The 24,891-nt window shown below is 69.9% G+C and carries 22 protein-coding genes; 8 read left to right on the top strand and 14 right to left on the bottom strand.

Annotated elements, in window-relative coordinates:
- Positions 1–60: 60 nt before the first annotated feature.
- A complete protein-coding gene (locus ACVBD7_RS17705) occupies positions 61–1,338 on the top strand; it encodes a hydroxymethylglutaryl-CoA reductase, degradative (protein WP_458094556.1) in 1,278 nt (425 codons plus the stop codon).
- A 235-nt stretch (positions 1,339–1,573) separates the two neighbouring features.
- Here ACVBD7_RS17705 and ACVBD7_RS17700 read toward each other — a convergent pair whose 3' ends face one another.
- The 6 genes from ACVBD7_RS17700 to ltnD form a co-directional block, all read right to left on the bottom strand.
- Positions 1,574–2,962 carry an aminotransferase-like domain-containing protein gene (locus tag ACVBD7_RS17700; protein WP_458094555.1) on the bottom strand — a complete coding sequence of 463 codons (1,389 nt, stop codon included), beginning with the start codon at positions 2,960–2,962 and terminating at the stop codon, positions 1,574–1,576.
- Between the two features lie 62 nt (positions 2,963–3,024).
- Positions 3,025–3,945 (bottom strand): L,D-transpeptidase family protein, encoded by a 921-nt coding sequence (locus ACVBD7_RS17695; RefSeq protein WP_458094554.1) that lies wholly within the window; start codon positions 3,943–3,945, stop codon positions 3,025–3,027.
- 427 nt (positions 3,946–4,372) lie between these two features.
- Complete coding sequence (gene otnC / locus ACVBD7_RS17690; RefSeq protein WP_458094553.1) at positions 4,373–5,005, bottom strand: 3-oxo-tetronate 4-phosphate decarboxylase; 633 nt, start codon at positions 5,003–5,005, stop codon at positions 4,373–4,375.
- A gap of 27 nt (positions 5,006–5,032) precedes the next feature.
- On the bottom strand, positions 5,033–5,992 hold the full coding sequence (denD, locus tag ACVBD7_RS17685) for a D-erythronate dehydrogenase (RefSeq protein WP_458094552.1): 960 nt from the start codon (positions 5,990–5,992) through the stop codon (positions 5,033–5,035).
- Between the two features lie 23 nt (positions 5,993–6,015).
- Positions 6,016–7,269 (bottom strand): 3-oxo-tetronate kinase, encoded by a 1,254-nt coding sequence (otnK, locus tag ACVBD7_RS17680; protein ID WP_458094551.1) that lies wholly within the window; start codon positions 7,267–7,269, stop codon positions 6,016–6,018.
- A 2-nt stretch (positions 7,270–7,271) separates the two neighbouring features.
- Positions 7,272–8,180, bottom strand: a complete 909-nt coding sequence (gene ltnD, locus ACVBD7_RS17675) for an L-threonate dehydrogenase (protein WP_458094550.1) — start codon at positions 8,178–8,180, stop codon at positions 7,272–7,274.
- A 214-nt stretch (positions 8,181–8,394) separates the two neighbouring features.
- Here ltnD and ACVBD7_RS17670 point away from each other — a divergent pair, with 214 nt between their 5' ends.
- From ACVBD7_RS17670 to ACVBD7_RS17650, 5 genes are all read left to right on the top strand, one after another.
- Positions 8,395–9,462, top strand: coding sequence for an ABC transporter ATP-binding protein (locus ACVBD7_RS17670; protein ID WP_458094549.1), 1,068 nt, complete (start codon positions 8,395–8,397; stop codon positions 9,460–9,462).
- 43 nt (positions 9,463–9,505) lie between these two features.
- On the top strand, positions 9,506–10,834 hold the full coding sequence (locus tag ACVBD7_RS17665) for an ABC transporter substrate-binding protein (RefSeq protein ID WP_458094548.1): 1,329 nt from the start codon (positions 9,506–9,508) through the stop codon (positions 10,832–10,834).
- A 57-nt stretch (positions 10,835–10,891) separates the two neighbouring features.
- Complete coding sequence (locus tag ACVBD7_RS17660; RefSeq protein ID WP_458094547.1) at positions 10,892–11,851, top strand: carbohydrate ABC transporter permease; 960 nt, start codon at positions 10,892–10,894, stop codon at positions 11,849–11,851.
- Positions 11,844–12,716, top strand: coding sequence for a carbohydrate ABC transporter permease (locus tag ACVBD7_RS17655; protein ID WP_458094546.1), 873 nt, complete (start codon positions 11,844–11,846; stop codon positions 12,714–12,716). The genes ACVBD7_RS17660 and ACVBD7_RS17655 overlap by 8 nt, the downstream gene beginning before the upstream one ends.
- Positions 12,717–12,801: 85 nt before the next feature.
- The gene (locus tag ACVBD7_RS17650; protein WP_458094545.1) at positions 12,802–14,757 is read left to right on the top strand and encodes a glycosyltransferase; all 1,956 of its coding nucleotides are present in this window, start codon (positions 12,802–12,804) and stop codon (positions 14,755–14,757) included.
- Between the two features lie 17 nt (positions 14,758–14,774).
- On the opposite strand, the gene ACVBD7_RS17645 is transcribed toward ACVBD7_RS17650, so the two are convergent.
- The 8 genes from ACVBD7_RS17645 to ACVBD7_RS17610 form a co-directional block, all read right to left on the bottom strand.
- On the bottom strand, positions 14,775–15,527 hold the full coding sequence (locus tag ACVBD7_RS17645; RefSeq protein WP_458094544.1) for a hypothetical protein: 753 nt from the start codon (positions 15,525–15,527) through the stop codon (positions 14,775–14,777).
- A complete protein-coding gene (locus ACVBD7_RS17640; RefSeq protein ID WP_458094543.1) occupies positions 15,527–16,807 on the bottom strand; it encodes a hypothetical protein in 1,281 nt (426 codons plus the stop codon). The genes ACVBD7_RS17645 and ACVBD7_RS17640 overlap by 1 nt, the downstream gene beginning before the upstream one ends.
- Positions 16,808–16,918: 111 nt before the next feature.
- Entirely contained in the window at positions 16,919–17,467 is a 549-nt protein-coding gene (locus ACVBD7_RS17635) for a hypothetical protein (protein ID WP_458094542.1), read from the bottom strand.
- Between the two features lie 106 nt (positions 17,468–17,573).
- Positions 17,574–17,825, bottom strand: coding sequence for a hypothetical protein (locus ACVBD7_RS17630; RefSeq protein ID WP_458094541.1), 252 nt, complete (start codon positions 17,823–17,825; stop codon positions 17,574–17,576).
- Between the two features lie 99 nt (positions 17,826–17,924).
- Positions 17,925–19,055 carry a DUF4892 domain-containing protein gene (locus ACVBD7_RS17625; protein ID WP_458094540.1) on the bottom strand — a complete coding sequence of 377 codons (1,131 nt, stop codon included), beginning with the start codon at positions 19,053–19,055 and terminating at the stop codon, positions 17,925–17,927.
- Between the two features lie 150 nt (positions 19,056–19,205).
- On the bottom strand, positions 19,206–20,186 hold the full coding sequence (locus tag ACVBD7_RS17620; RefSeq protein ID WP_458094539.1) for a Bug family tripartite tricarboxylate transporter substrate binding protein: 981 nt from the start codon (positions 20,184–20,186) through the stop codon (positions 19,206–19,208).
- Positions 20,179–21,507: an FAD-dependent oxidoreductase gene (locus ACVBD7_RS17615; protein ID WP_458094538.1), complete on the bottom strand. Its 1,329-nt coding sequence runs from the start codon at positions 21,505–21,507 to the stop codon at positions 20,179–20,181. The genes ACVBD7_RS17620 and ACVBD7_RS17615 overlap by 8 nt, the downstream gene beginning before the upstream one ends.
- A gap of 148 nt (positions 21,508–21,655) precedes the next feature.
- Positions 21,656–22,417, bottom strand: coding sequence for an SDR family NAD(P)-dependent oxidoreductase (locus ACVBD7_RS17610; protein WP_458094537.1), 762 nt, complete (start codon positions 22,415–22,417; stop codon positions 21,656–21,658).
- A gap of 390 nt (positions 22,418–22,807) precedes the next feature.
- Between ACVBD7_RS17610 and ACVBD7_RS17605 the strand changes: the two genes are divergently transcribed.
- Both ACVBD7_RS17605 and ACVBD7_RS17600 read left to right on the top strand, forming a co-directional pair.
- Positions 22,808–24,004: an ABC transporter substrate-binding protein gene (locus ACVBD7_RS17605; protein ID WP_458094536.1), complete on the top strand. Its 1,197-nt coding sequence runs from the start codon at positions 22,808–22,810 to the stop codon at positions 24,002–24,004.
- Positions 24,005–24,020: 16 nt separating this feature from the next.
- Positions 24,021–24,890 carry a branched-chain amino acid ABC transporter permease gene (locus ACVBD7_RS17600; protein ID WP_458094535.1) on the top strand — a complete coding sequence of 290 codons (870 nt, stop codon included), beginning with the start codon at positions 24,021–24,023 and terminating at the stop codon, positions 24,888–24,890.
- Position 24,891 lies beyond the last annotated feature (1 nt).

The raw sequence follows: 24,891 nt of genomic DNA, 5'->3' as shown, positions 1-24,891 counted from the left end.
CCCCTTCTGGCACGGGCTGGAAGGGCACCCCGCATCTGCACGTCCCTACCGGATACGCCCATGACCATCAGCAATCTGACCTCCCGCATCTCCGGCTTCCACCGCATGTGCACGGCGGAGCGGCTGGAGGCCGTGGCGGCCTTCTCCGGGCTGGACGAGACCACCGTCGCGCAGCTTTCCGCGCCGGGGAACATCGACCCGCATCTGGCCGACCACATGATCGAGAATGTGGTCGCCACCCTCTCCATCCCCATCGGCGTTGCCACCAACATGCGAGTGGACGGGCGGGACGTGCTGGTGCCGATGGCGACAGAGGAATCCTCCGTGGTCGCCGCCGTCTGCAACTCCGCGCGGCAGTGCTACGAGTCCGGCGGCTTCTCCACCTCCGTCTCCGGCAACCTGATGATTGCCCAGGTGCAGCTCATCGGCGTGACGGACCCCGAGAACGCGCGCCTGCGCATCCTGGAGAAGCGCGACGCCATCGCCGCCATCTGCGACGGCTGCGATCCCCTGCTCGTGCAGCTCGGCGGCGGGTTCCGGGACCTCGAGGTGCGCGTCGTTGCCTCGCGCGGCGGGCCGATGGTGGTGACGCATCTGATCGTCGACACGCGCGACGCCATGGGCGCCAACACCGTCAACACCATGGCCGAGACGCTGGCACCCTCCATCGAATCCTGGACGGGCGGGAAGGTTCTGCTGCGTATCCTTTCCAACCTTGCCGACCGGCGCCTGGCGCGCGCGCGGGCCGTGTGGACGGCGGAGGCGATCGGCGGCGAGGCGGTGCGCGACGGGATGGTGAGCGCCTACCACTTCGCCGAAGCCGATCCCTACCGCGCTGCCACCCACAACAAGGGCATCATGAACGGCATCTCCGCCGTCGTGCTCGCCACGGGCAACGACACGCGCGCGGTGGAGGCCGGGGCGCATGCCTATGCCGCCCGCAATGGCCGCTACTCCAGCCTGACCAACTGGGAGGTGACGGCGGATGGCAGCCTGGCCGGCTCCATCGAGATCCCGCTTCCGGTCGGTCTGGTAGGGGGCGCCACCAAGATCCATCCGACCGCCCGCGCCTGCCTGAAGATCCTCGGCGTGACCACCGCGGCCGAGCTGGCGCGGATCATCGCGGCCGTGGGCCTTGCCCAAAACTTCGGGGCGATGAAGGCGCTGGCCACCACCGGCATCCAGAAGGGGCACATGGCGCTGCACGCCAACAACGTCGCCATTGCGGCCGGCGCGACGGGCGAGGAGGTGGCACGGTTGGCCGCGCTGCTCGTCGAGCGGCGGCAGGTGCGGCAGGACGTGGCGGTGGCGGAGCTGGAGAAGATGCGCGGGGGCTGAACGCCCGGGTGGCTCCGGGGAGAGGAAGAAGGAATTCTTCCTCTCCCCGGACCCCTCACCATCATCTTTTTCTATCTGTTGAGGATGCTTCGCTGCCGGTGCGCCTCGGGTCCACGACCCGAGGCGACTACAACGGCAGGATGGTCCCGCGGCAGCCAGAAGGGAGTCCAGGGGCCTCAGGCCCTTGGCGGGAGAGGTCTGGAGAGGGCAGGGCCCTCTCCAGGGCGGCGCGAAATCAGGCTCCAGCACTCTCCAGGCGGGCCCGCATGAAGTCCAGGAAGCGCGGATCGCTGGCATGTGCCACGTTAAGCCGCAGCATCGGCGGTCCCGTCGCGCGCTCGGGGCTGAAGACCGCGCCGGGGGTGAGGAAGATGCTGTGCGCCGCCGCATCCCGAACGATCGCGGCTTCCTCGACGCCCTCGGGTAGGGGAGTCCACAGATAGAAGCCGCCGCCGGGCGGGCGGGGCGGTCGGAGGCCGAGCGCGGCGAGATCGGAGAGAGCGGCATCCGTCGCGCGCTCGACCCGTGTGCGCAGGCGGCGGAGGTGGCGGAGGTAGTGGCCGCCGGCGATCAGCCCCGCGACCATCCGCTCGGCATATTGGGAGGTCGCGACCACCGTCAGCAGCTTCATATGGGCCAGTGCCCGGGCCGTCTGCGGGGCCGCGGCCACGAAGCCGACGCGGAGGGAGGCGGAGAGGGTCTTGGAGAAGGTGCCGACATGCAGGACCCGCCGCAGTCCATCCAGGGCGGCGAGGCGTGGGGCGTTGGCCGGCAGGAGATCGGCAAAGGGGTCGTCCTCCACGATCTGGAAGCCGTGCCGTTCCGCCGCCTGCAGCAGCCCATAGGCCACGGCGAGGGAGAGCGTGCCGCCCGTGGGGTTGTGCGCAAGGGACTGGGTGAAGAAGAGTTTCGGCCGCGTCTGGGACAGCTTCGCCGTCAGATCCTCCAGGTCCGGCCCGTCCGGCCGGCGGCGCACGCCGACGATGCGGGCGCGGGCCAGGCGGAGCTTGCCGAAGAGCGGGTAGTAGCCGGGATCGTCCACCAGCACCGTGTCGCCCGGCTCGATCATGTGGCGGACGATCATGTCCAGCGCATGGTTGGCGCCCTGGGTGAGCAGCACTTGCTCTGGCGTGCAGGCGATTGCCCGCTCCTGCAGGGACAGCGCGATCCGCTCGCGCAGCGGCGCGTAGCCCCAGGCGCTGCCGTAGTCATGCGCCTCCCCGTTGCCGCCGAGGCGGGCGGCGCGGGCGAAATGCGCGCCGAGCTCGGATTCCTCCATCCAGGCCGGGGGCGGGCGGCCCTCGCCGGGGCGGACCGTGTAGTGGGCCTCGGTCTGCTCCCGCAGGAGGGAGACGAGGTCCAGCGCCTCCTCCACCTCGGGGCCTGGGCGCTGCACGGCCAGCCGCATGCCGGACGAGACGAAGTATCCGGCGCCCTGCCGTGCCTCAAGATGCCCGGAGGCGACGAGCTGGTCATAGGCGCCGGCCAGGGTGTTCTTGGAGACGCCCTGTTCGCGCGCACCCTCCCGCACGGAGGCGAGGCGCTCGCCGGGCTGCATCACCCCCGCCTCGATGGCGGCGGCCAGCCGGTCGACGATCGCGCGCGCTTTGAGACGGGGTGCCATGCCGGGGGATGCTGGGGGAGGGAGGCGGTTCAGGCCACCCCTCCCCTGCATTGGGGTGCGGGCTAGAGCGGATTGTCCTCGGGCGTCGCGGCCCGTGCCTCCGCTTCCGCCTCGGCGGGCGCGGGCGTGGGCACCGGCCGCGGCACCCGGCGGATCGGGACCCGGCGCGCCGCGGGCAGATCGAACCCGTAGGGGTCAGCGTGGAAGGCGAGCCGGCCGTTGCTGTCCGGCCAGGCGGTCAAATAGGCGAGGACCACCTGCACCTCCTGCTGCGGCATCAGCTCGATCGTGCGGCCGGTCGCCAGCGCTGCCTGAACCGCGAGCGGCGTACGCTCGGTTACCCAGGCCGCGAGGTCCCGGATGCGCTCCACGCGCACGCAGCCATGGGAGACCGCCCGCGACGGGCGCGCGAAGGCGGCCGGGCTGCTGGTGCCGTGGAGGAAGATGCCGTCCGAATCCAGCAGCCCGATCCGGATCGGCCCGAGAGGGTTGTTCGGCCCGGGCGGCTGGATCAGCCGCCCGTTGACGACCTGGAAGCCAGTGAGGCCCTTGGCGCGGATCTCCGGCTCGATGCTGGCGGGGACGTACCAGGGCGGGTTGCAGCGGGCCGAGGTGACGAAGGTGGTCATCTGCGGCGTGCGGGTCTTGTCCGCGCCGACCACCACCCGCGAGCGCAGGACCTCCCGGCCAGCCTCATAGGCGATGACCTCGGCCGCGGCGATGTTCACGAGGATCAGGCGCGGGGCCGAGAATTCGATGGCGAGGTCGGCCGCACGGTCCAGCGTCCGGTCCAGGTTCGTCCGGCCGCGCTGTCCGGCAGGGAGGGCCTGGCGGGCGAGGCGGAGGCGCGCGACGGGATCGAGGCCGGCCGGGGCAGCCACGCCCTGGGCCAGGGCGGTAGCGGGCCGGAGCGCAGTGCCCAGGGAGGCGGAGGCGGCCCCGAGCAGCAGGGCCCCTGTGAGGGAGCGGCGGGTGTTAAGCATTGTGGGGCCGGAATGGTTCGCCTTCATTGTAGCAGGCGATTACCAGAAATGCCCCTGGCAGAAGGCCGCTGACGCCGTTCCGTGCGCGGCTGACGCATTCGTGCATCAGCCGACCGGTCCTCGGCCCCCTCGGGACTGCGCGGCAGGATGACATTCGCCGCCAGAAGGCCACCCCGGGATCGGTCAGCGTAATCAGCTTGGCCCGGCCGCGCAGGATGGATGGCCTTGCTGGGGGCAGCGCTTTCGACCCGATCTGCCCGCCTTCGCTCGCAGATAGGCCGGGCCCGCCCCAGCCGAACCGGCCACCAAAGGCCCCATGGCCAGGATGGGCGCCGTGGCTTCCGCGTCGCCACCCACTCCGGGGTGCTGCTTTCACACCGGGCTTCGGCGCGGACAGGTCGAGAGCCTCTCGAGACGGGTCCCCGGTTCAGCCGAAGACGCGGAGGAGGTCGTCCACCTGTGCCGGCGTCAACTCGCGTGCGTTCTGGCCGCGCAGCAGCAGAGCCAGCCGGGCCGCCTCCTCCAGCTCCTCCGCGGCATTGACGGCATCGACCAGCGACGCGCCGGACACGACCGGGCCGTGGTTGGCGAGGAGCAGGGCGGGCCCGTCCTTCGCGGCCTGGTGAATGTCTCCCTCCATCGCCGCGTCGCCGGGGCGATAGTAGCGGATTACCGGCAGGCGGCGCCCGATGCGCATGACGAAATAGGGGGTGAGCGGCGGGATTGGCGCGGCGTCACCGGGGGTGGCGAGGCAGCTGATCGCGGTGGCATGGGTGGAGTGCAGATGCACGACGGCCCCGGCCTGCGGGCGGGCATCGAGCACGGCGCGGTGCATGAACACCTCCTTGGAAGGCTTGTCGCCGCCGATATGGGCCCAGCCAAGGTCGAGCTTGCTGATCCGGTCCGCCTGCAGCCGACCGAGGGAGGAGTTGGTCGGCGTCATCAGGTAGCCGTCCGGCAGGCGCACGCTGATATTGCCGGCGCTGCCCACGGAATAACCGCGCGCGAACAGGCTGCGCGCGAGATCGACGAGGAGGGCGCGGAGCTCGGCTTCACTCATGATCCGGACGGTCCTCGTTCTGCCGTGTCAGTCAACATAGGCGTCCTTATACTGGCGCACCGCCGCGTCGAAATCCCGGTCGCGCGTGAAGCCGAGGGCGAGCGGCCTGGCGACGTCGAAATCGCCGGGCCAGGAGCAGACGATGTCGATGATGCGCTGGTCCTGCTCCTGGCTGACGAGGGCGCGCGCCGCGGCGCCGCCGATGCGTTCCAGGCTGGCCAGCATCTCGGCGGCCGTCACGCAGATCCCCGGCATGTTCAACGTGCGCCAAGTGCCAATGCGCTCGCCGTCCACCGCGAGCGCATGGCGCAGGTTGGCGACCACCGTGTCGGGCGAGGAGAGCCACAGCCGCGTGTCCGGCGGCACCGGAAGGTTCGAGGCAATGCCCGCGAGCGGCTCGCGAATGATGCCGCTGGCGAAGGAGGAGGCGGCCGAGTTGGGCTTGCCCGGGCGCACGGAGATGGTGGGCAGGCGGCAGACCCGGCCATCGATGTACCCGCGGCGGGAGTAGTCGTTGACGAGCAGCTCGCCGATCGCCTTCTGCGTGCCGTAGGAGGAGGCGGGCAGCAGCGCCATGCTCTCCGGCACCACCTCCGGCATCCTGCCGCCGAACACGGCGACGGAGCTCGCGAAGATGAAGCGCGGCGCCCGGCCGGTGGCGCGGGCGGCCTCGAGCAGGGCCTGGGTGCCGCCAAGATTGACCCGCATGCCCAGGTCGAAGTCCTGTTCCGACTGTCCGCTGAGGACAGCGGCCAGGTGGTAGATGCCGATCACATCCGGGCCGATGATCTGCCGTGCGAAGGCGGGATCGCCGATATCGCCCGTGACGGAGAGAACGCGCGGGTCCTCCACGGGGCAGGGCGCGAGATCGACCGACAGGATTTCGCGGAAGGACGGCATGCCGTCCGCCTGGCCACCTACCGCCAGGAGGGCGCGGATGAGGCGGCTGCCGAGAAACCCGGCGCCGCCGGTGACGATGATCTTCATGATGGCTTTGTTCCGTTACCGGCTCAGGCAGCCACGCGCTGCGCGTCGAAGAAGAAGCGTTCCTGCCCGAAATTGCCGGATTTCAGCGCGAGCGAGAGCGGCTTGCCGATGGCCCGCACCCAGGGCACGCCCGGCGCGATCTGCGGCCCGATCTGGAAGCCGCCGACGCCCAGTGACTGCGTGACGGCGCCCGAGGTCTCGCCGCCCGCAACGATGAAGCGGCTGAACCCGGCCGCCGCGAGCCGCTGCGCGAGCTCCCCGAAGAGGCGCTCCACGGCCTCACTGGCCTCGGCCGCACCGAAGCGGGCCTGCATCTCCTTCAGCACCGCCGGTGCCGCGGTGGCATAGACCAGGGGGGCGGGACCGGCCGACGGTTGCGCCTGCACCCAGGCCGCGAGCTCGTTGGCATAGCCGGGGTCCTTCAGGCAGCGCTCGACCGAAATCGGGACCGACGGCGCCTCGGCGCGATAGGCCGCGACCTGGGCATTGGTCGCTTGCGAGCAGGAGCCGGAGAGCACCACGGCCCGCCCCTGCACGGGCGCGCCTTCCTGTGCCGCTGCGGCGGCATCCACCGTGCCGCCCCAGTGGCGCGCCATGCCATCCGCCAGGCCGGAGCCGCCCGTGACGAGGCGCATCCCTTCCACGGCCTGCCCCATCACGGCCAGATGGCCGTCGTTCAGGGCATCGAGGACGGCGTAGCGGAAGCCCTCGGCCTTCAGCGCGGCCAGGGCGGCGCGCACGGCCTCCGGGCCCCGGTCCATGATGCTGCTCGGGACGTTGCCGGTGCGTCCCTGGGACTGTCCGTCCATCAGCCGCATCAGGTTGCTGTCGGTCATCGGCGTCACGGGGTGGTCGCGCATGCCGGATTCCGCCAGCGGCACGCCGTTCACGAAGAGATAGCCGTTGTAGATCGTACGGCCGTTCACGGGCAGCGCCGGGCAGATCACGGTAAAGCCTTCGTCCAACGCGGCGAGCAATGCGTCGGTCACCGGGCCGATATTGCCCGAGGGCCGACTGTCGAAGGTGGAGCAGTACTTGAAGTAAAATCTTTCGCAGCCCTGTGCGCGCAGCCAGTCCAGCGAGGCGAGGCTCTGCGAGACCGCTTCCTCCACGGGGCAGGACCGGCTCTTGAGGCTGATGACGACGGCGTCGGCAGGCGCCTGCAGCCCGGCCGGTGGCACGCCGTTGATCTGCACGGTGCGCAGCCCGTTGGCCACCAGGAACCCGGCGATGTCGGTCGCGCCGGTGAAGTCGTCGGCGATGATGCCCAGGCGCATGCTCAACGCTCCCCGACGCCCGGGAGCGGAATGCCGGCGAAGGTCTTGATCACCGCCGCGTCGTCCTCGCGCCCGAAGCCGGCATTGCTGGCATTGGTGAACATGGCAAGCGCCGTGCTGGCGAGCGGGACAGGGAAATTCAGCGACAGGGCTGCCTCCGTCACGAGCCGCAGGTCCTTGACGAAGATGTCCACCGCCGAACGGGGGGCGTAGTCGCCCTCCACCACGTGCCGCATGCGGTTCTCGAACATCCAGCTGTTTCCGGCTGCGTTGGTGACGACCTGGTACATCGTTTCCAGCGGCACGCCGGCGCGGGCGGCCATTGCCATGGCTTCCGCGCCCACTGCGATGTGTACGCCAGCCAGGAGCTGGTGGATGATCTTGACGGTGGCGCCGAGGCCGATCTCCTCCCCGATCTCGTAGACCCTGCCGGCGACGGCATCGAGCACGGGGCGCAACCGATCGAAGGCGGCACGGGAGCCGGCGGCCATGACGGTCATCTCCCCGGCCGCGGCCTTCACAGGGCCGCCCGAGACCGGCGCGTCCAGCACAAGCAGGCCCAGCGGCTCCAGCTCGCCGGCAATGGCGCGGGAATCGGCGGCGGAGATGGTGGCGGACAGCATGACGCCGGTGCCCGGGCGCAGCTTTGCGGCAAGGCCCTCCGGCCCGAGTAGCACCGAGCGGCACTGCTCGGCATTCACCACGAGCAGCAGGACCGCATCGAGATCGCCTGCGAAAAGGGAGGCATCAGCACCGGTCGCCTCCCCGCCCGCCTGCTGCAGCGCATCGCGGACGGCGGGGTTGAGGTCGATGCCATAGGTCGCCAGCCCGGCCGCGACGCAGGACCGCGCCGCCCCCATGCCCATGGAGCCAAGGCCGACGACGCCGACCCTGTACCGATTGCTGCCCATCGAACGTCCCCGACTATGCACGCTGGCCATGGAGGAACACCGGAACGCGCGCCGTTTCAAGTCGGCCCCCGAGGTTGCACTGCAGCATGATCTGCATGGATTGAAGAAGTTGCATTGCAGAACCGAGCTTGCGTAGGCTCGCCCCAACAAGGGAGGACGGTTCGATGCGAAGGTTCCAGGCGCGCATTGCCGTGCCGGCGTAGAAGGCGCTTTCATGGCCTCGGTCGAGATACGCGACGTTCGCAAGAGTTTTGGCGGTACCCCGATTCTGCATGGCGTGAACCTGGACATCGCCGATGGCGAGTTCTGCGTGCTCGTCGGTCCCTCGGGCTGTGGCAAATCTACCCTGCTGCGCATGATCGCGGGGCTGGAGAACATCACAGCCGGCGAGATCGCCATCGGCGGCAAGGTGGTGAACGACATGCCGCCCAAGGACCGCGACATCGCGATGGTGTTCCAGAACTACGCGCTCTACCCGCATATGACGGTGCGGGAGAACATGGCCTTCTCGTTGCGCCTGGCAAAGGCGCCGGCCGCTGTGGTGGAGGCCGAGACGGGCCGCGCGAGCCGCATCCTCGGGCTGGATCCGCTGCTAGAACGCTACCCGCGCCAGCTTTCGGGCGGGCAGCGGCAGCGCGTGGCGATGGGGCGTGCCATCGTGCGCAACCCACAGGTCTTCCTCTTCGACGAGCCGCTGTCCAACCTGGATGCCAAGCTTCGCGTGCAGATGCGCGGCGAGATCAAGGACCTGCACCAGCGGCTTCGCACCACCACCGTCTATGTCACCCACGACCAGATCGAGGCGATGACAATGGCCGACAAGATCGTGGTGATGCAGGCCGGGCGGGTCGAGCAGATCGGGACACCGCTGGAGCTGTATGACCGGCCGGCCAACCTCTTCGTCGCCGGCTTCATCGGCAGCCCCTCTATGAACTTCCTGCCCGGGCAGGTCAGCGATGGCGGCTTTCGGCCTAATGGCGTGAACGGCGCGACGCCGGCCCTGCTGCCCTTGCCGGCAAAGGCCACACCGGGCGAGCCCGTTGTCTACGGCATCCGGCCGGAGCACTTCCGCCTCGACGAGCGCGGCGTGCCCGTGACGGTGCAGCTCGTCGAGCCCACGGGATCGGAGACGATGGTGACGGCGCGGATGGGCGAGACGACAGTGGTCGGCGCCTTCCGCGAGCGCATCTCGGCGCGGGTGGGCGACACGCTGCATCTCATGCCCGATCCGGCGCTGGCGCATCTGTTCAGCCAGGGAACCGGCATGCGCCTTTCCGCCTGAAGCGGCGAGACGATCAAGAAAAACACCAAGGGAGGATTGCGGAATGGAGACCTTCACCCGGCGCGGCACGTTGGCGCTCGGCGCCGGTGCCCTCGCGGCAACGACGATCGGCGGCAGGGCTGCGCGCGCCGCAATCCCGATGGGAAACGCGACGCCGCCCCAGGCCCGGATCGAGAGCGGCGCGACGCTGCGTGTGCTGCGGCCAACCAAATTCGTCGATGCCGACGAGACGATCTTCCGCGAGAATACCGCGAAGTTCACAGCCCAGACGGGCGTGCAGGTGCGCGCGGACTTCGCGGGCTGGGAGGACCTGCGGCCACAGACCGCGGTGGCCGCGAACACCGGCGCTGGCCCGGACGTCGTGGTGGGCTGGGCGGACGATCCGCATATCTACTCGGACAAGCTGCTCGACCTGACGGAGCTGGCCACCTATCTCGGCCAGAAATACGGCGGCTGGCTCGCCCTGCCGCAGCGCTTCGGCAAGAAGTGGGGCACCGACCAGTGGATCGCCATCCCCATGGGCGGCACCGGCGCGCCCTGCGTCTATCGCATCTCCTGGGCCAAGGAGGCGGGATACGACAGCATCCCGACCGACCATGACGGCTTCCTCAAGCTCTGCCAGGGGCTGAAGCGCAACGGGCACCCGGCCGGCTTCGCGCTGGGCAATGCGGTGGGCGACGGCAATGCCTATTGCAACTGGCTGCTCTGGTCGCATGGCGGCATGGTGGTTGACGAGGCGGGGAAGGTCGCGATCAACAGCCCGCAGACCTTGCAGGCGCTCCGCTACGCCAAGGAACTGTACCAGACCTTCATTCCCGGCACGCTGTCCTGGGGCGATGTGAACAACAACCGCGCCTATGCGGCGGGCGAGGTCGGGCTGACGCAGAATGGCGTCTCCATGTACTTCGCGCTGAAGGGCGACCCGCGCACCGCCGCCGTGGCGGAGGACACCGGCATGATGCGCATGCCGACCGGGCCCTCGGGCAAGATGGCGGAAAACGTGCTGTTGCTGAACGCCATGGTGTTTAAGCACAGCCGCTATCCGAACGCCGCCAAGGAGTATGTCCGCTTCATGATGGAAGCGGAGCAGTACGACCCCTGGCTGGTGGGCTGCGGCGGCTACTGGGCGCATCCGCTCGCGGCCTATGCCGAGAGCGAGGTCTGGAAGACGGACCCGAAGATCGCGGTGTACCGGGATTCCAACACCGTCGAGTTCTGGTCGGGCTACAAGGGGCCGATCAGCGCGGCTTCGGGTTCGGTCGCGGCCGATTACGTCGTGGTGCAGATGTTCGCGGCCGCGTCCTCGGGCCAGTCCTCGCCGGAGGATGCGCTCCGCGACGCCGAGCGCCGGGCGCGCCGCTACTACCGCTAGGCTCCGGGGCGCCGCGGGACGGCCCGCGGCGCCTTTCGAAAGTAGAAGAGGAGCAGCATGTCCGAAGCGACGAGCGCCGTCCCGTGGACACCCGCGCGCACCAAACCCGGCGGGATCGCCAGGCTGCTCGACAGCAAGCCGGTTCTCGTCGTCCTCTGCCTTCTGCCGGCGGTCGGGCTGTTGTTGACCTTCCTGACCTATCCGCTGGGTCTGGGACTCTGGCTCGCCTTCACGGACACGCATATCGGGCGCGGCGGCGTCTTTGTCGGGCTCGAGAACTTCGAGTCGCTCTGGTACGACAACGTCTTCTGGAACTCGGTGTTCTACACCGTGTTCTACACGACTGTAGCGACGGTGCTGAAGTTCGGGCTTGGGCTATGGCTTGCCCTTCTGCTGAACGAGAACGTGCCGTTCAAGTCGCTCATCCGTGCCATCATCCTGATGCCCTGGATCGTGCCCACGGTGCTCTCGGCCATCACCTTCTGGTGGATCTTCGACGCCCAGTTCTCGATCATCTCCTATGTGCTGGTGGATGTGCTGGGCTGGCGCAGCAGCTATATCGACTTCCTCGGCACGCCCTGGCACGCGCGCTGGTCTCTTGTTTTCGCCAATGTATGGCGCGGCATTCCGTTCGTCGCCATCTCGCTGCTCGCGGGCCTGCAGACCATCTCGCCCTCGCTCTATGAGGCGGCGCTTCTGGACGGCGCCTCCTCCTGGCAGCGCTTCCGCAAGATCACGGCGCCGCTGCTGATGCCGATCCTGTCGGTGGTGCTCACCTTCTCCGTGCTGTTCACTTTCACGGATTTCCAGCTGGTCTATGCCATCACCCGGGGCGGGCCGATCAACTCGACCCATCTCATGGCCACGCTGGCCTTCCAGCGCGGCATCCCCGGCGGGCAGCTGGGCGAAGGTGCGGCCATCGCGGTCTCGATGATCCCGTTCCTGATCTTCGCCACGCTGTTCAGCTACTTCGCCCTTTCACGTCGCAAGTGGCAGCAGGGAGGCAGCGATGAGTGATTCGACGCAGGAGGGCGCGATCCTCTCCTGGCAGTCCGGCCCGCGGCGGATGCTGACGGTCTACCTGCCCCTGGCATGCTTCATCTTCGTCCTGCTCTTCCCCTTCTATTGGATGACGATCACCACCTTTAAGCCCAATGCGGAGCTCTACGACTACAAGGCCTACAACCCTTTCTGGGTGGTGGAGCCGACGCTCGCCAACATCCGCAAGCTGCTGTTCGAGACCTCCTATCCGCGCTGGCTGATGACCACGATGCTCGTCGCGGTCTGCTCCACGGTGCTGTCGATCTTTGCCTCGGTGCTGGCCGCCTATGCCATCCAGCGGCTGCGCTTCCGGGGCGCGAATGCGGTCGGGCTCGCCATCTACATCGCCTATCTCGTGCCGCCCTCGATCCTGTTCATCCCGCTTGCGACGATGGTGTTCCAGCTCGGCCTGTTCGACAGCCCGCTCGCGCTGATCCTGACCTACCCGACCTTCCTGATCCCGTTCTGCACCTGGCTGCTGATCGGCTACTTCAAATCCATCCCCTATGAGCTGGAGGAGTGCGCGCTGATCGATGGGGCGACGCGGCTGCAGATCCTCCGCCGCATCACCCTGCCGCTCGCGGTGCCTGGGCTGATCAGCGCGGGGATCTTCTCCTTCACCCTGTCCTGGAATGAGTTCATCTACGCCCTCGCCTTCATCTCCTCCTCGGAAAAGAAGACGGTGCCCGTCGCGATCCTGACCGAGCTGGTGCAGGGCGACGTGTACCAGTGGGGATCGCTGATGGCTGGGTCCCTGCTCGGGTCCTTGCCGGTGGCAATCTTCTATTCCTTCTTCGTGGACTACTACGTCTCGTCGCTCACGGGTGCGGTCAAGGAGTAGGGGCGGGGGATAGGAGGGGGGACCCATTTGGCGCTATCCCGATCCTGGACAGCGGCGGTCAGACGCCCCAGCCTCAGGAGCCCCCTTGCCGCAAGACCACCAGGACGCCCCGGACAATCTGCTCGTTGCGGGCCGGCTGTATCAGGACGGGGCTGACGAGCCGCGGAAGGCCGGGCTCGTTCTGCAGGGCCTCCTGCTGGACCGGCCACTTGCGGTCAGGCCGCTTTACTGGACGCTTCGGCAGGCGGATCGGGCGGTGGAGGCGGACACCGAGGAAGGGCTGCTGCAGGTACCGCCCGGCGCGGTGCTCGGCTTCGACACCTATTTCAACGCCTTTTACGAGCAGAACTGGCGGCTCCACACCGGCCTCGGCGCGCTCTCCCTGCGGCTGGATCTTCGGGGTGCCTGCACGCTCCGGGTCCGGCGCCGCACCGCCATGGGCGAGCGGCTGGTGATCGAGCGGCGGCTGGACGGGGCCGGGCCGGTGCTGGTGCCCATCCCCAGGGAGACCCTCAACTTCCGCCAGCACGGGATGGTCGTCTTCGAGATCGAGGCGCTGGAACCCATGCGCGTGCTGGGCGGGGCCTGGGTTACCGAGGCCGCCTCCGCCCGTCCTGTCGGCCTGGCCCCGGTTTTCTGCACCTTCAACCGCGAGACGGACATCGCGGCCGTTCTTCTGTCCATCACCGGGGATGCGGCGGTGCTCTCCCGCCTCGCGCGCATTCATGTGGTGAACCAGGGCCGCCCGGGCCTGGCGGCGCATCCTGCCATCGCGCCTATCCTCGCGCGGCACGCGGACAAGCTGCGCATTATCGAGCAGGCGAATTTCGGCGGGGCCGGCGGCTTCGGGCGCGGTCTCCTCGCCGCCATTGACGATCCGGCCGCCACCCATGCCGTGCTGCTGGACGATGACATCCGGATCGAGCCGGACAGCCTGCTGCGCATGGCCTCCTTCTTCGCGCTGGCGACGGAGGACTTCCCTGTCGGCGGCCAAATGCTCGACATGGTGCAGCCGACCCAGGTCTATGAAGGCGGGGCGCTGCTGCGGCCGGAGAACTGGTCCTTCAACCCGCAGCATCACCGGCTGGATGCGGGCAGGCCCGAGAAGCTGACGGAGATGCTCGCTCCGCAGGCCATTCACTACAACGGGTGGTGGTGCCTGGGCGTCCCGCTCACCCTGGTGGAGCGGGAGGGAATGCCGCTGCCCTGCTTCATCCGGGGCGATGACCTGGAATTCGGGATGCGCCTGTATTTCCGCGGCATCCACACCGTCACCATGCCCGGCATCGCCGTGTGGCACGAGCCCTTCTACCTGAAGATGGGCGGCTGGCAGCTCTACTACGAGACACGGAACATGCTGGTGGCCGCGGCGCTGCATTTCGGCGTGGACGGGCGCGGCATGGCGTCCCGCATGATGCACCACTTTTTCTTTCACATGCTCACCTTCCGCTACTACAGCTCGGCCCTGATCCTGCAGGCGATCGTGGATTTCCTGCGCGGGCCCGAGATCCTGGAGGGCGACCCGCTGCCGCTTCATGCCGGCCTCGCCTCCATCCGGGAGCGCTATCCGGCGGAAGCCGTGGCGCGCGGCGTGGCGCTGCCGGAGCAACCTACACGCCCCGAGCCCAAGGGGCCGCGGCGCGGGTTGATTGCCCTTGCCCGCAACGTCCTGGAGAACGCGATCCGTCCCACGGTCCCGCACGCGGCGCCGCACCGGCTTCCCCACGAGTCCTTCGTCTGGACCCGGCTGGGCCGCGCGGACTGCCTGGCCATCGAGACCTTCTGGGATCGCAAGCTTCCGGTCTTTCGCCGCTCGCGCGAGGTCTTCCGCGCGCTCCTGCGCGACGCGATTCCCGCGCTGCTGCGCCTGCGCCGGGATGGGTCTGCGGTGTCGCAGCGCTGGCGCGATGCCTTCCCCCGGCACAGTTCCACCGCCTTCTGGCGCGACTATCTCGGCCTGGTGCCGGACGGGGATGCAGGCGCGCCCGTGACGCCCGCCGCGGTCGCGCCGGGTGACCGGGCGACGGCACCCGGGCCGTGATCCGGGGCCGGGCCCTCTCACCGGGTTCGGCGGTAGAAGCCCGAGAAGGTGACGTTCATGCCGCCACAGCCATTGTTGTCGCGCACCACCAGATACGGACCGCGCCGCAGCATCCGGATACGGCAGTCAAACTCATCGCCGGTGGCGTAGGGCAGGGTGGCGCCGTCGGGCCCCATGGTGAAGGCCAGCACGCCGCCCTCCGGCCGCGCCTCGCCGGCCATCTCGCCGATATGGACGCCACCCCGGCGCAGGCGCTCCGGATTGCCCATGCCCCAGGTCGCGTCACCCTTCACCGTCAACCGGCCGTCGCGGGCGGGGCGGATCGTGATGTCCTGCTCCGGCGCCGCCCAGTGCCCGGCCCAGTCGGCGGGCGACTGCTCCGCCTCCGGCAGGGGTGCCAGCGCGGCTGCGGGAAGCCAGCCGATGGTGGCGGCCCCCTTCGCGCCCGCGAAGCCCGCGCAGACAAAGGCGCCCTGCGTCGGGCCTGTCAGCACGACATCGCCGGGCACCAGAAAGGCCCGGGCCCGGCAGGCCGCGCTGTCATTCGGGCAGCCGCGCACGAAAACCTCGTCCTGGATAAAATGGGTTCTCGGCGCGCCGGGAAGGACGGAAGCGGCACGGGCCTCATCGCGGACGAGGTCGGACCAGACGCAGCCGGCATGGGCCGAGGCCGGCATCCCGGCCAGAACCGCGATGACCGCGCCGATGGTCCGAAGGCGTCCACCCAATCCGCGCGGCTGCGTCGTCCGCCGGTCTTCCAACCCGTCCATCACTTCCGGTCCCGCCTCAGATAGTTGTCACCATCGATCACCAGCAGCGCGTCGCCGCTGGCATCGGGCAGAATAAGGCTGAAGGTCTCGCGCCGGCCGTCATCGCCCACCAGGACCAGCCGGTAGCCTTCCGCCTCGTAGCGCCCGCTCTCGGCCGGGCGGTCCCGGCCCGTCGTGACGCCGGTGCGGCCGCCGCCCGTCTCCACCGTCGAGGACGCGCCGCTGAAGCCGGTGCGGCGAAACCGCCCGTCCCGCGTCAGCGTCAGCACCCGCTCCACCGCGACGCTGCCCGAACCGGCGGCGCTGCTGCCGGAGGAGGCAAAGAAGTAGCGCCAGGTTCCGTTGAACACCGTGCCACGCGGCAGGGGGGCGAGGCGGCGATGCACCGCATCGTCAATGCGCAGGTTCTCGCCCTCGCGCGCGAAGGGCTTCTCCGCCACCTCGATCAGGCCGTAGCGGCCGGTCATCTCGCGCAGCTCGATACGGTCCGCGCCGCGCAGCATGCCACCGCCGAGAAGCCGGTAGGTGCCGCAATCCGCTGGCTTGTCGCGGCAATGCGCGGGAACGCCGCCATCGCCCGCCGGAACCACGCGGCTGTAGAGGCCGCCGCGGTCGAACACCATGATCCGGTTCTCGGACTGGAAGTCGATACCGCCGAACACATTGGGCGTGAGACCCGTGTGGAGATGGGTGAAGCTGCCTTCCAGGCCACCCGCGCCCTCGGGCGGGGCGAATGCGGTGGGACTATCGGCCTCGTTGAGGCGGAAGGAGCGGACCAGCGCGTCGAAATCCGCCCGCGCCTGGCGTGCGGCATCCCGGCGCAAGCCCATGGTGACGAGCATGAGAATGGCGTGCCGCCGCCCGTCGCTGATCCCGACCGTCTCCGTCCCCACCGAGACGTCGTTGCGCCGGGCGCAGCAGCGTGTGTCGTAGCGGATGCGGTGGCCGGCCGCCGTCACGCCCTCGCCCCGGGCGGTCGGCCGCTTGTCCTCCAGGCCCTGCACGCTCCCCGCGAGGCGGCCGAACACCGCGTCGAACTCTCCCGCCGCGGCTGGAATGGGCCGGGCGAGCTGGATGGATGCGGCACCGCGGTCCCGGCCGTCCTCGAACCGGCGCTGAACCTGCCAGATGCCGGGGCGGGCGTTGGGGTTGGCCGTCCAGCCGGGGGGTGGCTCGAAGGCTGTGCCCTCGAAGCGGAACTCCGGGGCGGCGCGGGCGGGAAGGGACATGCCGACCAGCAGCATGGTGGCCAGCAGGATGGCGGCAGGGCGAGGCGGCATGGCGGTCCCTCCGTGGTGCCGCACCGGGATAGCGGAGGCCGCGCCGGAGGGCACGCGGCCGGCGATCAACTCGCGCGGCGCGGGGCGCCGGCCGTGGCCGGCCGGGGCCGCTCAAGGGGGGATGTTGCCCTCGGCCAGGGCGATGAACTCGGCGCGCCGTCCCTCGAACCCGGCGCGCTCGCCGACGCAGACCGTGGAGGTTCTTCCCCGAGGGGTTTCCTGGATGACGAACAGGGTCCGAATGTCGCGCGCCCGGGGCGGCATGCCCGGCCGATCCTTGAAATCGCCAATCATCACAAAGCCCTCACGCTTGCCGGGCGGCAGTGGGAAGGTCTCGGCCAGGTCATAGACGCCGGACAGGGCGGAGCGGGCCGCCTCCCGCCAGGTCTCGCCGCGCATGAGCGCGTCGATCTCGGCCTGGGAAAGGCGGTTGTTCTGCGGGGCCGGCGCGAAGGCCACCTGGCAGCCTGTGTCCTTGTCGGCGGGGGTCTTCACCTCGAAGCGGGCGGTCTGGCCGCGGCCCGGTGCGATCGCCCGGGCCGCGTAGCCATCAGGTGCGGTGATCTGCAGTCCTGAAGCCTCGTCGCGCAGCGTTTCCGCCCGGGAGACAGACGGAAGCGCCAGCGCGGCGGCCAGGGTCAGGCAGAACAGGGCTCGCATGGGTCGATCCTCCTCGGCATTCCCGTCGGAACGCTGGAGGTTCGCCGCCGTTCCCCGGGCGGGTGCCGCGGGACCGGGGTGGAGAAGGGTGTGCGGGAAGGTGCCCCTAGCGGGCGGCGTTCATCATGCTGTCGACGGTCGGCGGCTCGGGATCGGAGGCGAAGACGGATTTTGTCGTGCCGTCGGCCGCCTGGATGACGACGAAGGTCTCATGGCCATTGCGCCCGAGCTTGGACGCGACGGCGATCGCGGCCTTGGTCGCGCCGGCTTCGGACTTGTAGCCGGTATAGGCATCCTGGCCGGAATGGATCACCCACTCGTCGCCGCTCTGCACGACAGTATAGGTCATCGTCGCCATGCGCGTTTCTCCGTGAGCTACGACCCCCAATCTAGAGGAGGCCGTGCCAACTGGCGAGGCCGGTGGGTTTCGCGGGCCCGGCGCGGTGTGGCGGAAGGCTTATTGCTGCACCAGCTCCACCCGGCGGTTGCGGCTGCGCCCCTCCTCCGTGTCGTTCGTGGCCAGCGGCGCCGCCATGCCGACGCCCTGGGCTGCGAGGCGCGCGGCCGGGATGCCCTGGCCCGTCAGTGCCGCAGTGACCGCCTGGGCGCGCCGGCGCGACAGGTCGATGTTGAGGTCGAGCGTGCCCTGGTTGTCAGTATGGCCCACCACCAGGACCTTCATCGCGGGGTTGGCCCGCAGGAAGGTGACGATCTCGGCCAGCTGCGGCTGGCTTTCGGGCTTCACCTCGGCCCGGCCGGTGTCGAACAGCACGGCGTAAAGCGCCACCCTGCCGTCGCGCGCAAGGCCCTGGCCCAGGGCCTGCGCGCCCACCGTCTCCATGCGCTGCTCGCGCGGCGCGGTCTCCACCACGTTCACCAGGGCTACCACGCGGCCGATCCAGGGCTTGCAGTCGCCGGCGATGTAGGAGGCGTCGGCCACGGTGAAGGCCATCACGGCCGCCGTGCCGCCGTTGTTGCCCAGCTGCATCAGCGCGTAGCGCTGGCCGGACCGCACGATGTTCAGCGCGCAGAACACGGGGTTTCCGGGCCGGCTGGGCATCTCCACCTGGGGGTAGAGGCGCTGGAGCAGGCCCGCCTCGGACCCGCCCGAGGCGAGGGCGGTGGAAGGGCTGCCCCCGCAGGCCGTCTCGGCGCATTCCCAGGTGATGCTGCCACCGCCCTCTCGCACCGCCTGCTGGTAGCCGCGGATGACCTCCAGCGAGGAGCGGCCGGCGGGCAGCACATAGACCAGCCGCGTGTGGCGCCCCTCCACCCGCAACGGGTCGGGGGACATGTAGGAGACGTTGTTGCGCAGGTCGCGCTCCGGCTGGCGCTCAAGCCGGGCATTGGGGAAGACCATCTCGTCGAAGGCGGTGGACTTGGCTTCGAGCAGGATCGCGCCGGCGTAGCGCGGCAGGACGGCAGCGTCCCGCGCGCCGGCGGCATCCTGTGCGGGGATCTCGCCGGGAACGAAGGCGGGAGCTGCCGGCGCGGCAGGCTGCGGCCGTCGGTTCTGCGCGGCTGCTGGGTCAATGGCCGAGAGCAGGGCCAGCAGCAGCGGCAGGACGAGCGGGATGGTGACGCGCATGGGGCGTTTCCTCAGTGCAGGCGCACCAAGGCTGCCACAGCCAGCGGGTCGTTGCGAAGATGTTCCTGATAGGGTTCCGGAGCATTTGCTGGGCGTGTTGGTTGGGATGGAACGGCGCCGCTCCGCCGGTTCTCCCTGGACGAGTGGCGGCTAGTCCATCTTCAGTCCGAGCTGGCGGATAATCTCGCCCCAGTAGGTGCTCTCGGCGCGGACGAAGGCGGCCATCTCGTCGGGTGTCATGCCGCCGGCGGCATAGCCCTGCATGGCCAGGGTTTCCGAGACGCGCGCCTCCCGGGCCGTTTCCCGGGCTGCCTCGGCGAGGCGGGCAATGATGGGTTCGGGGGTGCCACGGGGGGCAAAAAGCCCCATCCAGCCGCTACCGACGATCCCCGCCAGGCCGGCCTCCGCCGCGGTGGGAACCTTCGGAAGGATGGGAATCCGCTGCTCACCGGTCTGCATCAGGGGAACCAGCGTGCCCTCGCGAAGATGGGCCTGCATCTGGCCGGGCAGCGCGATCATCGCCGCCACGCGGCCGCTGAGTAGATCGGCCAGCGCTTCCGGCGTGCCGCGATAGGGGATGTGCTCGAGGTCGATGCCCGTGCGGATCTTCAGTGCCTCGAACAGCAGGTGAGAGGCGGAGCCGATACCGGTGGAGGCATAGGACAGGCCGCTCTGCGCCCGGGCGGCCGAGAGGAAGGCGCTGAGATCCGGGCCGAGCCGCGGGCTGACCACCATCACCAAAGGAGAGATGGCGAGCATCGCGACGGGGCAGAGGTCGCGCTCGGCGTCGTAGTTCATCCGGTCATAGAGGTGCCGGTTCACGGAGATCGGGCCGTTGATCGAGACGAGCAGGGTGTAGCCATCGGGGGCGGCGCGGGCCCCGGCCTCCGTACCGATCATGCCGGCGCCACCCGATCGATTCTCCGCCACGATCGACTGGCCAAGCCGCGCGCGCATTCCCTCGGCATAGAGGCGCCCGACATTGTCGGGTGCGGAGCCGGGGGAATAGGGAACGACGAGGCGGATGGGGCGGGCGGAGGGCCATCCATCCTGCGCCCGTGCGGGATGGGGCAGCCCCGGGGCGACTGGCGCCAGCGCGCCGAGCAGGGCGCGGCGGGACGGCCTACGCATCGACGGGTGTCCGGCGGGATGGGGAGACGGGCGCCGGCATCTGCGCGGGGTCCAGGATCGCGCCCTGTCCGGCGAGAATGCGGCGGACCTCGGCGGCATCCACCCCGCCCTGGCCTGACCCCTGGCCCGCCTTCAGTGCTGCGGCGACGCCTGCGGCCTGGCCTGTGGCGAAGGCCGTGCCCATCACGCGCAGCGAGGCGCCGGCCTCGCGGTCCCCATCCGCCGTCCGGCCGGCGGCGAACAGGTTGGGGGTGTCGAGGCTCATCAGGCAGCGCAGTGGGATGTCATAGGTGCCGCCGCCCCTCTCGTCCTTGCGCGGCGGGTACATGAAGCTGCTCTGCAGCGTGGCGCGGTCGTGCCACTCCACGCCCCAGGCGCCGAGGGCGATGCAGTCCTCGAACCGCGCGCCCTCGGTCACGTCCCGCCAGGTGAGCTGCCCCTGGCTGTCGATGTGCCGGCTCTCCCGCGTGCCGAAATCCGGGCCGGTGGAGGCCAGATACGCCCTCTCCCAGCCCGGCAGCGCGCGCAGCACCTCGAGATAGGTCCAGGCCTGGGTGCGGCCGTCCATCTCGGCACGCGCCATGCTCCGGGCATCACGCGCGTCGTAATCCTCGCTTGCCAGATAGGCGATGACGTCGCCGGAGAGGGGCAGGCGGGTGACCACGCTGCGGGTCTTGCTCAGCGGCGCCACGCCGCGCGCCCTGGCGGCCTCGATGGTGGCGGTGAGGGCCTCCGCCGAGACCTCCGCATCGGGCGCGACGCCCCCGAAGCGCGTGCCCAGCGTGGCGAGGTTAACCGCGCCGTTGTTGCCGTAGCGGGTGGAGGCGCCGGCGAAAAAGGCCAGGTCGCAGTCGCCGGTCGCATCCACGAAGGCGCGCGCCTCCAGTGCATGGAGGCCGGAATGGTCGGCATAGTGAATGCGTTCCACGCGATCGCCGTTGCGGTCCGCCGCGCTGACGAAGGCGTGCAGCAGGACGTCCACTCCCGCCTCACGGCAGACCTCGTCCAGCGCGCGCTTCGCGCCCTCGGGGTCGAAGACCACGAAGACGCCGCGATGGCGTAGCGGCGGCGTGATGGCACCCCACTGGCGCAGCTTGGCCATCACCTCCTCAGCCACGCCGGCCACTGCCTGCTGCGGGTACTCCCCGAGGGTGTAGATGCCGCAATAGGTGAGCACATTGCGCATGGTGCCCGCGCCGCCGAGGCAGCCGGCTGACTCGATCAGGCCGACGCGCGCGCCCGTCTTCGCCGCGCCCACCGCCGCACCCACGCCCGCCGCGCCACCGCCGACGACCAGGACGTCATACTGTTCCGGCTTCATCCCGTTTCGTGCTCCATCTCTCATTCCCGGGCTCTCATTCCCGGGCTCTCATTTCCGGACCTTGCTGGCCGGCGCGGTAGGGCCTTCATACCCGCCTGGCCCCGGCCGTCGTATCCCGGTGCCGGGGCGTGGTGGGGGGATGCGGCGATCAGGGCCGCATCATGCTGCCGCCGTTGACGTCAAGGATCGCGCCCGCGACGAAGCTCGCCCCAGGGGAGAGAAGGAAGGCAATCGGCCAGGCGATCTCGTCCGGCGTTGCCATGCGGCCCATGGGATGGCGTGCGAGGGCCGGGGCCATGTCGTGCCGGTCCATCATGCGGGTGGCGGTCACGCCCGGGGCCACGCCGTTCACCAGAACGCCCTGCGGCGCGTGGCGCGCGGCGAGCCAGCGCACCAGCGTGTGCAACCCGCCTTTCGAGACGGAGTAATGCGGCCCGACGCCGGGAAAGGAGCCGCCGGTCGCGGCCGCGATCGAGCCGAGCATCACGAGGCGCCCCGCGCCGCGCGCCGCCATGGCGGTGCAGAGCCGGCGAGCGAGGCGGATGGGCGCGACGAGGTTGATGGCCAGCGCATCGTCCAGCGCGCGGTCAAACTCCGGGTCCGTCCAGTCCAGCGGCTCGTAGAGGCCGGCGGCGATGACGGCGCCATCCGCAGGCGCCGCCCAGTCGCCCAGGGCTGCCAGGGCGTCGCGGTCGCTCAGATCCGCGATGCGGGAGGCGGCCGTGCCTCCGGAATCGCGGATGGCGGCCTCGGTCTCGGTGGTGTCCCGCGCATCGGTCAGCAGCAGGCGCGCGCCGAGGCCGGCGCAGAGCCTGGCGGTTGCGGCACCGATGCCGCCTGCGGCGCCGGTCACCAGAATGGTCTGGCCGGTGAGGTCCCAGGGGCGGGGGAGGAGGGGTGGATGACTCATGGCCCGCCACCCTTGTCCGCGGCTGCCGCGCCGTCCAGCGCGCCGCGCCTGCTCCGCTCCGTCTCTGATCCGTCTCTGCCGCGTGCGAGGAGGCGGTTCCTGCTGTCGGGCGTCGGGCGGGAACTTGCGTTCCATTGCCGTCTGGCGGATCGCCCCTGCCCGAAGCGACGACGGCGCGAGGATCTCAGCGACACCTATCCGTGATGACCAAGCCGGAGCCGGTGCCCGGGCTGCGTTGTGGCCTGTGGAACCAACCGGGACCGCCTACCGGACCAGCACCCATTCGCGGGCGGCGGAGACCGGGATCGGCCCGCCCCCTCTTGCGCCCGGCGAGGACTTCCCGCTAGCGCGGCGCCAGACCGCCCAGATTCCCCGACGGACGAAGCATCCATGCGCGACCTCCTGCCCCTGCGCCGCCGAGACCTGTTGGCCGGCAGCGCCGCCACGACCCTCCTGCCCTTGGCCCGGACCGCGCGAGCACAGGGCGCGCGGCCGTTGCGGATCGGCATGGTCACCTCGCTGTCCGGCCCCTTCGCCGCGCTGGGTGAGAGCATGCGCGCGGGGATGCAGCTCCTGCTCTCGCAATCCGGAAACAGCATCGCGGGCCGCACGGTCGAGTTCCTGGTGGAGGATGATGCGGCGCGGCCCGAGGAGGGCGTGCGCAAGACGCGCAAGCTGATCGGGCAGGACAAGGTGGATGTGGTCTGCGGCGTCATCAGCTCCGGCGTCGCCCTGGCCATGCGCGACGTGGTGACCGAGGCGAGGATGCCGACCTTCCTGCTCGGCTCCGCCAACGATCTCGCCCGCAAGGCGGCCAGCCCCTTCATCGTCCGCCCGACCAAGACGAACTGGATGCTGGGCAGCACGGCCGGGCGCTGGGCCTATGAGAGGGTGTCCAAGGCACGGGTTCTCACCGTTGCCTCGGATTACGCGGCGGGCCGGGAGTATGTGGGCGATTTCGCGGGGGTCTATCAGGAGATGGGCGGGCGGCTGGGCCGGCAGCTCTGGACGCCGCTGGGCAGCGCCGATTTCGGGCCGCTGCTAACCACGATTGCCGCCGAGCGCCCAGAGATGGTCTATGGCTTCTTCGCGGGCAGCGATGCGGTGCGGTTCCTGCGGCAATGGAAGGAGTACCGCTTGGCCGGGCGGATCCCGCTCGTCGGCCCGGGCGCCTTCTTCGACCAGGAGGACGTGCTGCCGGTGGTGGGCGATGCCGCGCTGGGCGCGGTCAACACCTTCAACCAGTCGCCGATGGCCCCGGCCAGCGCCGCGTTCAACCGCGCCTACATGGCGAACGGCAAGCCGCTGCCGGGCGAGTTCAGCACCAACGGCTATGTCTGCGGCCAGACCATCAAGGCCGTGCTGGAGCGCATGAACGGCGACCTCTCCGACTGGGAAAAGGCCCGCCAGGCACTGTTGGACCAGCCGGTGGACACCGCTTTCGGCCGCATCGCCTTCGATCCGCGCAACGGCCAGGCCGTGCTCGACATCCATGTGAACGAGGTGCGGCGCGGTGCGGACGGGAAGATGATCAACACCGTCGTGCACACCTATGAGGCGGTGCGCGACCCTGGGCCAGGGGAATGAGACGAGGGGAGCCGCCATGGGCTATGCCGCCATCCAGGCCCTTAATGCCTTGTCCTTCTCGGCGCTGCTGCTGCTGACCGGGCTTGGCCTCTCCGTCGTGCTCAGCCTGATGAATTTCATTAACCTGGCGCATGGCTCCTTCTACCTGCTGGGCAGCTACATCGCGGTGTTCTGGTTCGGCTCGGGCGCGCCTTGGTGGCTGGCCTTTCCCGTGGCCTTCTTGGCCACGGCGCTGGCCGGCGCGCTGCTGGAACGCTTTCCTTTCCGCGGCTTCTACGCGCGCACGCATCTCATGCAGGTGCTGCTGACCTACGGCCTCTCGGTCATCTTCGCCGATCTCATGCGCTGGGGGTTCGGCGCGCAGATCCTCACGCCCGAACTGCCGGAGGTGCTGCAGGGCGTTGTCTTCATCCTCGACATCCCCTTCCCGATCTACCGCCTGTTCATCATCGCCGCCGGCTTCGTGCTGGCCGGGCTGCTCTGGGTGCTGCTGGACCGCACGCTCTGGGGGGCGGTGGTGCGCGCCTCGGTGGTGGATCGCGGCATCGTCGAGACGCTGGGCATCGACACGCGCCGCGTCCTCGCCGCCGTGCTCGTGCTCTCGGCGGGGTTGGGTGGCGTCAGTGGGGCGCTGGGCGCGGGGATGTTGGCCGCCTATCCCGGGCTGGACGAGGAGGTGCTGATCCTCGCCCTCATCACCGTGGTGGTCGGCGGGCTTGGCACCTTTCGCGGCACGGTGGCCAGCGCGCTGGTCGTCGGCTTCGCCCTCACCTTCAGCAAGGTGTGGTTCCCCGAGATCGCCAATGTGGCGGCCTTCTCCGCCATGGCGGCGCTGCTGCTCCTTCGCCCCAACGGGCTCGTCGCCCCGCGGCTGCGGCAGGTGTGAG

The sequence above is a fragment of the Roseomonas sp. WA12 genome, assembly GCF_054165765.1.
This window is presented reverse-complemented; position numbering and strand designations above follow the sequence as displayed.